The organism is Citrobacter sp. wls826, from assembly GCF_005281245.1.
In the GTDB taxonomy this organism is placed as follows: domain Bacteria; phylum Pseudomonadota; class Gammaproteobacteria; order Enterobacterales; family Enterobacteriaceae; genus Citrobacter; species Citrobacter braakii.
This window is the reverse complement of the sequence record NZ_SZWS01000053.1, coordinates 204,845-214,388: the sequence shown is the minus strand read 5'-3', so window position 1 is coordinate 214,388 and position 9,544 is coordinate 204,845. Positions and strand designations below refer to the sequence as shown.

Genomic DNA, 9,544 nt, shown 5'->3' with positions numbered 1-9,544 from the left:
CTGGCCAGCGGCCAGCCATTCGTGAAGCCCGCCAGGAAGTAGCCCAGACCACTTAAAAAACAGCCACACAGTCCGAATACCACAATCTTCTTTGGCCCCAGCAGGTCGGCATAGCGACCGGCATGTGGACGGCTCAGCAGCGTAGCGAAATATTGCAGGCTGATGACCAGCCCTGCCCAAAAAGCGCTAAATCCCATCACATCATGGACATAGCCTGGCAATACAGCGAGCGGCAGACCAATGGTCAGGTAGCTGGCGAAGTTAAACATCACCACAGAGACAATACGCAGATTAAGGCGTAAACCGCTAAGCGTCGGTTCAGCGACGGGTTCGGGCATGGAGGATCACCACGTTTTCACAACAGTGTTTCATTTCTACCATGTTGCCGGGCAGAAATCAGTAGTCAGTTTAGGAATATCAGTCGCAAGCCAGCCGCTACACTTAATGCAAAAACGCAAACAGGAAGACGACATGACAACCGCCCAGCCCGATAAAACGGGTTTGCACATTCTGCTCAAACTGGCCGCTCTGGTGGTGATCCTCGCGGGTATTCATGCCGCGGCGGATATCATCGTACAGCTTCTGCTGGCCCTTTTTTTTGCCATTGTATTGAATCCGCTGGTCACCTGGTTTATTCGCCGGGGTGTACGTCGGCCGGTCGCGATAACGTTAGTCGTGGTGGTGATGCTGATCGTTCTTACGGCGTTAATCGGCGTTCTGGCGTCATCCATCACTGAATTCATGGCCATGCTGCCAAAATACAATAAGGAGCTGACGCGCAAGGTTCTGTATCTGCAAGAGATGGTGCCTTTTCTGAATCTGCATATGTCCCCGGAGCGCATGCTGCAACGTATGGACTCCGACAAGCTGATGACCTTCACAACCACGCTGATGACAAGTCTTTCCGGTGCCATGGCCAGCGTCGTTCTGCTGGTGATGACGGTGGTCTTTATGTTGTTTGAGGTGCGTCATGTCCCCTATAAGCTGCGCTTTGCGCTGAACAACCCCCAAATCCATATTGCGGGGCTCCATCGGGCGCTGAAAGGTGTTTCTCACTATCTGGCGCTGAAAACGTTGCTCAGCTTATGGACCGGTGCCATCGTGTGGCTGGGACTGGCGCTAATGGGGATTCAGTTTGCTCTGATGTGGGGTGTGCTGGCATTCCTGCTAAACTACGTGCCCAACATTGGCTCGGTCATTTCCGCCGTTCCACCCATGATCCAGGCGCTGCTGTTCAACGGCGTTTACGAATGCGTGCTGGTTGGGGCGCTGTTTCTGGTGGTGCATATGGTAATTGGCAACATCCTCGAGCCCCGCATGATGGGGCACCGGCTGGGATTATCGACGCTAATCGTCTTTCTCTCTCTGTTGGTGTGGGGATGGCTGCTTGGTCCGGTAGGTATGCTGCTCTCCGTGCCGTTAACCAGCGTGTGTAAAATCTGGATGGAAACCACCACAGGCGGTAGCAAACTGGCAATTTTGCTGGGACCCGGCAGGCCCAAAAGTCGGCTACCCTGAAAACTACCAACCGAGGTAGTTATTATATTTCCATATTGACGTTAAAATGACGTCAACACAGCTATATACAGTGGCTTATCTTAAATAAAGAGTGAAAAGGAATTCATTCTTTTATAAAGGAAATATATAATCCACATGCATTATTCTTTGCCAAAAAACATAAAAGTAATGAACACATCCAAAGCATTTAACTTAAACTATCCACTTAGATTTAAAGGTTATTTTATTTGATACGTTTTCTCTAAAAATCTATACTTCTCGCCGATGATGATGCTGAAAAGTTTCTGTTGAAGAAAGTCATAGAATATTATCATCCGGTCATCTCATTGCCTCGCTATCAACAGAGTGAAATAAAACGCTAATTTAGTTTAAATAAAATTGCAGGTGATAAAGGGTGCATCATGATTCCGGAGCTTATAAGTTAACATGTATAAACGGTACTTTGAGAGGGAGTTTTAATGAAACAGTATATTAAGTGGTTTGCGGCCATTGCCGTTGTCGGTGCACTGGCGGGTTGTGCACGTACTGCGCCGATTGATCAAGTTCACACCAGTGTGAGCGCGGGACATACTCAGGACCAGGTTAAAACCGCGATCCTAAAAGCCGGTATTCAACGCCAATGGGTCATGTCCGAAGCCGGACCAGGTATTATTAAAGCTCGCCAACAAACCCGCGATCATGTGGCTGAAGTCCGTATCACTTATACCGCCACCAGCTATGACATCAAATATGACAGCAGCCTCAACCTGCAGGCTTCTGGTGGAAAGATTCACAAAAACTACAACCGCTGGGTACGCAATCTGGATAAAGACATCCAGCTTAATCTGTCAGCCGGCGCCAATCTGTAATTACGCCTAAAGTCGGGCCGAAAAGGCCCGATACTCTTACTATCTGCCATTTAACAGGTTGTCCCCACATGTACGAACAGGATTCGCTTAGCGCACTGGATGCCATTACTGAAGCACAACGTATCGCCTTTGCCCCTATGCTATTTCAAACCGCGTTGTGTCTGCGAAATGCTGGAGTACTCACCTGGCTGGACAAGCAAGGTAAACGCGGCGCCACGCTCGACGAGATTACCGCAAACAGCACCATCAACGAATATGCCGCCAGCATCCTGTTGGATATGGGGTTAAGTGGGCGCATCATTACCCACAAAGAGGGATATTATTACCTCGCTAAAGTCGGTCATTTTCTTTTACATGACACGATGACGCGTGTGAATATGGACTTCACCCAGGATGTTTGTTATCAGGGGCTGTTCTATCTGGAAAATGCACTGAAAGAAGGAAAACCCGCAGGGTTAAAAACTTTTGGCGACTGGTCAACAATCTATCCTGCACTATCACAATTACCGCTGGCTGCGCGTGAAAGTTGGTTTGCTTTCGATCATTACTATTCAGATGGAGCATTTGATGCCGCATTGCCATATGTATTCGCCAGCGCCCCTGCAACCCTGTACGATGTCGGCGGAAATACCGGGAAATGGGCATTACGTTGTTGTCAACATGATGACAATATTACTGTCACCCTATTAGATTTGCCGCAACAAATTGCACTTGCCCGCGAAAATATAGAAAATGCAGGATTATCTCATCGCATAAATTTCCATGCTGTGGATATGCTTAGCGACTCGCCTTTACCTGCCGGCGCTGATATCTGGTGGATGAGTCAATTTCTGGACTGTTTTTCTCCGGAACAAATTATCGCTATGCTGCGCAACGTTGCTCGGGTGATGAAACCGGGCGCGAAGCTGTTCATTATGGAACTGTTTTGGGATGCCCAAAAATTTGAAGCGGCCTCATTTAGCCTGAATGCGTCTTCGCTTTATTTTACCTGTATGGCGAATGGCAACAGCCGTTTCTACAGCGTAGAGAGGTTTTATCACTATCTGAATCTGGCAGGTTTTCAGGTAGATGAACGCCACGACAACTTAGGTGTTGGGCATACTTTATTGATATGTCAGAAGAAAAAATAAGAAACAATCGGAACAACCGATTTACCGCGGATACGCGTTGATGAAATTTGCTTTCAACATTATAGACTGGCAGGCCAGGGCGCCAGGGTTAAGCGAAACAGAACAGTGGCATGAATGGTCACGGCTTTCGCACGCCATCGATCCCACTGCGCCATTGGCTAAGCTCAACGAGTTACCGATGATGACGGCTCGCCGCCTCAGTTCCGGCAGCAAACTGGCCGTCGATTGTGGGCTGGCGATGCTACGCCGCCATGATATCAATGCTGTTTTGTATACAAGCCGCCATGGTGAACTGGAGCGTAACTACAGGATCCTGCACGCCCTGGCGACTGGGCAGGCACTCTCACCAACCGATTTTGCCCTCTCTGTACATAACTCTGCTGTGGGTAACCTGACGATCGCTGCGAAAAAACCGATTGCCTCCTCCTCGCTTTCTGCTGGTAGGGATACGTTCCAGCAAGGGCTATGTGAAGTCATCGGGCTGTTGCAGGCGGGATATCAGCGCGTATTGATGGTCGATTTCGACGGTTTTCTGCCCGAGTTTTATCACCCACAGTTACCACCTGACATGCCAACATGGCCGTTTGCCGTCGCGCTGGTCATTGAATCCGGTGATAGCTGGCAATGTGAAACCCGTCCGCACTGCGGGCGGGGTGAGACAACGTTGCCGCAAAGCTTATTGTTTTTACAACATTACTTGCAAGATACCAAGGCGTTTACCCTGTCTGGCGAACGCGTACAATGGCAGTGGAGTCAGGGATGAACACGATGCTCCTGCGGCTTAACCGGGTATGGCGACTGGTGATGACCGGTCTTTGCTTTGCCCTGTTTGGCCTCGGCGGACTCCTTCTTTCTACGTTCTGGTTTAACGTCTTGCTGATCGCGATATGGGATAAAGCCCGACGTCGGCGTATCGCCAGACGCAGCATCGCCGCCAGTTTTCGCCTCTTTTTAACGGTGGCGAAACGGCTTGGTGTGTTGGACTACCAAATTGAAGGACGAGATATTTTACGCAATGAACAAGGATGCCTGGTCGTCGCCAACCACCCGACGCTCATCGATTACGTGCTACTGGCATCGGTAATGCCCGAAACCGACTGTCTGGTGAAAAGTGCACTACTAAAAAATCCGTTCCTCAGCGGCGTGGTCCGGGCGGCAGATTATCTGATTAACAGCCAGGTTGACGCGCTATTGCCCGCGTGCCAGCAACGTCTGGAACAAGGCGATACTATTTTAATTTTCCCCGAGGGAACCCGTACACGCCCCGGAGAGGAAATGACGTTACAGCGTGGTGCGGCGAATATCGCCGTGCGCTGCAGCAGTGATTTACGCATAGTGACCATTAAATGCAGCGAACAAATGCTGAACAAAGAAAGCCAATGGTACGACGTCCCATCGGTAAAACCCATGTTTACCATTTCAGTACACGAGCGGGTTAAGATCGACCAATTTTACGACGCAAATTCACAAGAACCGGCGCTGGCCGCAAGGCAGTTGAACCGGCATCTTTTGCTTCAATTACAACCAGGTACTTTACCTCTTTCAGGAATTAATGATGCAAGCGCTTTATCTTGAAATCAAAAATCTCATTATAACGACATTGAATCTCGACGAACTAACAGCTGACGATATTGAAACCGAAGCGGCACTCTTTGGCGATGGCTTAGGCCTGGACTCAATCGATGCCCTGGAGCTGGGTCTGGCGGTGAAAAACGAGTATGGCGTGGTCCTCTCAGCGGAGAGCGAAGAAATGCGTCAGCACTTCTTCTCCGTCGCCACGCTGGCATCTTTCATTCACGCGCAACGTGCCTGAGGATAGTCCGTTATGACCGAACAAAAAGCCATTTACGATGAAGTCTCCTCACTGCTGGTCAAGCTGTTTGAAGTTGACCCGCAAGATATTAAGCCTGAGGCGCGCCTGTACGAAGATCTGGAACTCGACAGCATCGACGCAGTCGACATGATCGTGCATCTTCAAAAGAAAACCGGTAAGAAAATCAAGCCGGAAGAGTTCAAAGCAGTACGCACCGTACAAGATGTCGTCGATGCGGTTGAACGCCTTCTCATAGAAGCGTAATTCACCGTGTCAGGCACTCGCTCCCTGCCAGTCGTACAACTGCTGACAGGTCTACTGTTGTTGGCCTGGCCGTTTTTGATCTGGTTTGGCCTGGCGCATAACAGTCTGCACTGGTTGCTGCCGTTAATGGCGCTACTCCTTTTTTTACGCTTTCGCCAGGTCCGGCGACAGGCGGGACCGTTGCGCGTCGTGACACAGGTAGTGGTGATCGCGGGTATCACCTTATGCATTGCCAGTTATCTGCTCAAAACGCACCAGCTGCTGCTGTTTTATCCCGTAGTGGTAAACGCCGTCATGCTGTCGGTTTTTGGTGGTTCTCTGTGGTCAGCGATGCCCATCGTTGAACGTCTGGCGCGGCTGCGCGAACCAAATCTGCCCGAAGCAGGCGTGCGCTACACGTACCTTGTGACACTAATCTGGTGCGCCTTTTTCATCATCAATGGCAGCGTTGCGCTCTTTACTGCATTGAATGGCGATATGACCCTGTGGACGACCTGGAACGGTATGGTTTCCTATCTGCTGATGGGGACATTGATGGTAGGCGAGTGGTTAGTTCGCCAACTGGTGATAAAGCGAGATACCCAATGAAGCAGCCCCTCACACTTGCTCAATGGCTCTGTGCCCCACGACCGGACGACATTCCTGTTGCGTGGCAAGAAGATCATACGTGGACACTTGGCCATCTGCGCCATGATGTGGCCCAGTTGATAACGCAACTGCAGCAGCAGGAAGGTGAACGCTGGGCATTATGCTTCGAGAACAGCTATTTATTCATCGTCGCGTTGCTGGCAACGCTCCATGCTGGCAAAACACCGGTGATCCCGGGACATTGTCGCGTCTCGTTGTTAAACGAGCAGCACTTGCTGTTTGATGGCGTACTGAGCGATAAAGCGCTGGACTGGCAGGGAACGCTGCGAGTGGTCAGCTCTGCCATGACATCTGTGGCCCACGACATCACGTTCCCGATAATACGCAGTGACGCCTTTGTGGAGCTATTCACTTCCGGTTCGACCGGCCAGCCGAAACGCGTAATCAAACCGATTGCTCGTCTGGATAGCGAAGCAGCATTGCTCGCTACGCGTTTTGCTGATCGTCTGGCAGGTTGCCGGGTCGTCGCGTCAGTGGTACCGCAACACCTGTATGGTCTGACGTTTCGTATCTTCTTGCCGATGGCTTTAGGCCTCCCGCTGCATGCGGCGATGCTTTGGTATGCCGAACAACTGGCGGCACTGAGCCCTGATCATCGGTATGCGTTTATCAGCAGTCCGGCGTTTCTGAAACGCCTCGACCACCACCTGACACCGCCGCCAATCGAGTTGATTCTTTCCGCGGGCGGCATGCTGTCCTGGCAGGACGTCAAGCAGGCTGCTGACTGGCTGAATGTCTGGCCCGATGAGATCTACGGCAGCACTGAAACCGGAATCCTCGCGTGGCGCTATCGCCATCAGGATGATGTGACATGGCTGCCTTTTCCCGGAGTCAGATTCCAGTCAGAAGACGACGCGTTTCGTGTGTTTTCACCACTAATTGCAGCTGATGATGGCCTGTTACTCGATGATATTCTTCAGTTTATCGAAAACGGACAGTTCCGCCTGATGGGCAGACGCGGGCGGGTGGTCAAGATTGAAGAGAAACGCATTTCACTCAGCGAAGTGGAGCAACGTTTACTGGCACTGGACGGTATCCGTGAAGTCGCAGCATTGCCCGTCTCACGCGGAGGACGTCAGGGCGTTGGTGTCCTGCTGGTACTGGATGACGAAGCCCGGCAACGCTGGCTTGAGTGCGGTGGTAAACCGCAAGAACTGACCTGGCGACGTTCGCTGCTGCCCTGGCTGGAGCCGGTCGCTGTTCCCCGCTACTGGCGGGTGATTGATGAGATTCCGGTCAACAGTATGAACAAGCGTGTCTATGCGCAATTACAGGAGTTATTTCATGAAACCCCATGAAATCGAGCGCCATCAGGCACTGCCTCATCAGGCTGAGATTGTTTTACAACTCGACCCTTCTCTGTTTTGGTTCAGCGGGCATTTTAGCGTGCAGCCACTGCTGCCGGGCGTTGCACAGCTAAACTGGGCGATGGATTACGCCACCACGCTGCTGGTCCCTGGCTGGCGTTTTCACAGTATTCAAAACGTGAAGTTCCAGTCACCGCTATTGCCAGAGGCCACCGTCACCCTGAGTCTGAGCTGGCAGGAAGCGCGTCAGATGCTCACTTTTAGCTACCAGCGCCACGACGGTGACGTGCGCCATACCGCCAGCAGCGGGAAGATTCGGTTATGCCGCTGACCTTTTCCCCATGCGTGTTGATCCCCTGCTACAACCACGGCGCGATGATGTCGGACGTGTTGGATCGTCTTCGGCCGTTCAATCTCCCCTGCATTGTGGTGGACGATGGCAGCGACGAGACTACACGAGATGAACTGGCACGCCTGGCGACAGAATACAGCAATCTGACGTTAATTCGCCTGCCCATCAACGCAGGCAAAGGCGCGGCGGTTATTCGCGGAATGCAGACGGCAGCAGATGCCGGGTTCAGTCATGCAGTGCAGGTCGATGCCGACGGGCAACATGCCATTGAAGATATTCCCAGGCTGCTTGCATTGGCAAAAGAACATCCGACAGCACTGATTTCCGGACAACCGATTTACGATGATTCGGTCCCTCGCTCGCGCCTGTACGGTCGTTGGGTAACCCATATCTGGGTGTGGATAGAAACGCTCTCGTTGCAGCTCAAAGACAGTATGTGCGGCTTCCGGGTGTATCCGGTGGCCCCCACGCTGCAACTGGCACAGCGTGTAACGCTTGGCAAACGGATGGATTTTGATACTGAAGTGATGGTGCGCCTCTACTGGCAAGGCAACACCAGCTATTTTATCCCCACGCGAGTCACCTATCCGCAGGACGGGCTATCCCATTTCGACGCGCTTAAAGACAATCTGCACATTTCATTGATGCACACTCGCCTGTTCTTTGGCATGTTGCCGCGCATCCCCTCCCTGCTGTGTCGTCGTTCATCGACACACTGGGCGCAGCAGCAGGAAGTCAAAGGGTTGTGGGGAATGCGTCTGATGCTGCTGGTCTGGCGTGTACTGGGCCGCAAAGCCTTCTCCCTGCTGCTGTATCCGGTCGTCGGCGTATACTGGCTCAGCGCTTCAACTGCCCGAAAAGCCTCTCAACGCTGGATTAGCCGCGTAAGAGCGCAACTGATCACACGCCGGATGCCAGTACCGCCAAACCTGACCAGTTATCAGCATTTCCTGCGTTTTGGCGGCGCGATGCTGGATAAGATTGCCAGTTGGCGCGGTGAACTGCACTTCGGTCGCGATGTGATTTTTGCACCAGGCGCAGAAAAAACGCTAAATGTCAGCGATCCTCGGGGAAAACTGCTGCTGGCTTCACATCTTGGCGATGTCGAAGCCTGTCGGGCACTGGCCCAGCTACAGGGCAGTAAAACAATCAATGCGCTGGTATTTAGCGATAACGCCCAACGCTTTAAACAGATCATGCAAGAGATGGCGCCGCAGGCTGGATTAAATCTGCTCCCGGTGAACAGTATTGGTCCAGATACTGCCATTCTGCTCAAAGAGAAACTGGAGCGCGGTGAATGGGTAGCCATCGTAGGCGATCGCATCGCAGTCAATCCCCAACGCGGCGGCGAGTGGCGTGTGTGCTGGAGCCGCTTTATGGGGCAAAACGCGCCATTCCCTCAGGGCCCGTTTATTCTTGCGTCTATTTTACGCTGCCCTGTAGATCTGATTTTTGCCCTGCGCCAGCAGGAGAAACTCCACATCTACTGCGAACCGTTTGCCGACCCGCTGCTCTTACCGCGCGTCACACGACAACAGGCATTACAGAATACTGTCGATCGCTACGCCGAACGCCTTGAGCACTATGCGCTTCAGTCGCCCCTCGACTGGTTTAACTTTTTCGATTTCTGGCAACTGCCGGACACCAATGACAAGGAGTAAAGG

Annotated in this window: 12 protein-coding genes; 11 read left to right on the top strand and 1 reads right to left on the bottom strand. The window is 52.0% G+C overall.

Annotated elements, in window-relative coordinates:
- A partial coding sequence (locus tag FDW87_RS22565) for an MFS transporter (RefSeq protein ID WP_252363164.1) occupies positions 1 to 338 on the bottom strand: 338 nt, incomplete at its 3' end.
- Between the two features lie 133 nt (positions 339 to 471).
- Between FDW87_RS22565 and FDW87_RS13470 the strand changes: the two genes are divergently transcribed.
- The 11 genes from FDW87_RS13470 to FDW87_RS13420 all read left to right on the top strand — a co-directional run bounded on the left by FDW87_RS13470 (position 472) and on the right by FDW87_RS13420 (position 9,541).
- Positions 472 to 1,518 (top strand): AI-2E family transporter, encoded by a 1,047-nt coding sequence (locus FDW87_RS13470; protein ID WP_016154849.1) that lies wholly within the window; start codon positions 472 to 474, stop codon positions 1,516 to 1,518.
- A 470-nt stretch (positions 1,519 to 1,988) separates the two neighbouring features.
- Positions 1,989 to 2,366 carry a hypothetical protein gene (locus FDW87_RS13465; RefSeq protein WP_029139728.1) on the top strand — a complete coding sequence of 126 codons (378 nt, stop codon included), beginning with the start codon at positions 1,989 to 1,991 and terminating at the stop codon, positions 2,364 to 2,366.
- A 68-nt stretch (positions 2,367 to 2,434) separates the two neighbouring features.
- Complete coding sequence (locus FDW87_RS13460; RefSeq protein ID WP_103928718.1) at positions 2,435 to 3,496, top strand: class I SAM-dependent methyltransferase; 1,062 nt, start codon at positions 2,435 to 2,437, stop codon at positions 3,494 to 3,496.
- 40 nt (positions 3,497 to 3,536) lie between these two features.
- Complete coding sequence (locus FDW87_RS13455; protein WP_019078117.1) at positions 3,537 to 4,259, top strand: beta-ketoacyl synthase chain length factor; 723 nt, start codon at positions 3,537 to 3,539, stop codon at positions 4,257 to 4,259.
- Positions 4,238 to 5,071 carry a lysophospholipid acyltransferase family protein gene (locus FDW87_RS13450; RefSeq protein ID WP_170975113.1) on the top strand — a complete coding sequence of 278 codons (834 nt, stop codon included), beginning with the start codon at positions 4,238 to 4,240 and terminating at the stop codon, positions 5,069 to 5,071. The genes FDW87_RS13455 and FDW87_RS13450 overlap by 22 nt, the downstream gene beginning before the upstream one ends.
- Entirely contained in the window at positions 5,052 to 5,309 is a 258-nt protein-coding gene (locus FDW87_RS13445) for a phosphopantetheine-binding protein (protein ID WP_016154854.1), read from the top strand. The genes FDW87_RS13450 and FDW87_RS13445 overlap by 20 nt, the downstream gene beginning before the upstream one ends.
- Before the next feature lie 12 nt (positions 5,310 to 5,321).
- Positions 5,322 to 5,573, top strand: coding sequence for an acyl carrier protein (locus FDW87_RS13440; RefSeq protein WP_047415920.1), 252 nt, complete (start codon positions 5,322 to 5,324; stop codon positions 5,571 to 5,573).
- A gap of 6 nt (positions 5,574 to 5,579) precedes the next feature.
- Entirely contained in the window at positions 5,580 to 6,161 is a 582-nt protein-coding gene (locus FDW87_RS13435; protein ID WP_016154856.1) for a hypothetical protein, read from the top strand.
- Positions 6,158 to 7,519 carry an AMP-binding protein gene (locus tag FDW87_RS13430; protein WP_016154857.1) on the top strand — a complete coding sequence of 454 codons (1,362 nt, stop codon included), beginning with the start codon at positions 6,158 to 6,160 and terminating at the stop codon, positions 7,517 to 7,519. Before FDW87_RS13435 ends, FDW87_RS13430 begins: the two co-directional genes overlap by 4 nt.
- On the top strand, positions 7,506 to 7,859 hold the full coding sequence (locus FDW87_RS13425) for a hypothetical protein (RefSeq protein ID WP_016157672.1): 354 nt from the start codon (positions 7,506 to 7,508) through the stop codon (positions 7,857 to 7,859). The genes FDW87_RS13430 and FDW87_RS13425 overlap by 14 nt, the downstream gene beginning before the upstream one ends.
- Positions 7,850 to 9,541 carry a glycosyltransferase gene (locus tag FDW87_RS13420; protein ID WP_137379835.1) on the top strand — a complete coding sequence of 564 codons (1,692 nt, stop codon included), beginning with the start codon at positions 7,850 to 7,852 and terminating at the stop codon, positions 9,539 to 9,541. Before FDW87_RS13425 ends, FDW87_RS13420 begins: the two co-directional genes overlap by 10 nt.
- Positions 9,542 to 9,544: the final 3 nt, after the last annotated feature.

Bases quoted from the DNA above. Each gene is read 5' to 3' on its own strand.
- FDW87_RS13455 (WP_019078117.1), top strand. From the start codon at position 3,537: ATGAAATTTGCTTTCAACATTATAGACTGGCAGGCCAGGGCGCCAGGG.
- FDW87_RS13460 (WP_103928718.1), top strand. From the start codon at position 2,435: ATGTACGAACAGGATTCGCTTAGCGCACTGGATGCCATTACTGAAGCA.
- FDW87_RS13420 (WP_137379835.1), top strand. From the start codon at position 7,850: ATGCCGCTGACCTTTTCCCCATGCGTGTTGATCCCCTGCTACAACCAC.
- FDW87_RS13425 (WP_016157672.1), top strand. From the start codon at position 7,506: ATGAAACCCCATGAAATCGAGCGCCATCAGGCACTGCCTCATCAGGCT.
- FDW87_RS13470 (WP_016154849.1), top strand. From the start codon at position 472: ATGACAACCGCCCAGCCCGATAAAACGGGTTTGCACATTCTGCTCAAA.
- FDW87_RS13440 (WP_047415920.1), top strand. From the start codon at position 5,322: ATGACCGAACAAAAAGCCATTTACGATGAAGTCTCCTCACTGCTGGTC.
- FDW87_RS13430 (WP_016154857.1), top strand. From the start codon at position 6,158: ATGAAGCAGCCCCTCACACTTGCTCAATGGCTCTGTGCCCCACGACCG.
- FDW87_RS13445 (WP_016154854.1), top strand. From the start codon at position 5,052: ATGCAAGCGCTTTATCTTGAAATCAAAAATCTCATTATAACGACATTG.
- FDW87_RS13450 (WP_170975113.1), top strand. From the start codon at position 4,238: ATGGCAGTGGAGTCAGGGATGAACACGATGCTCCTGCGGCTTAACCGG.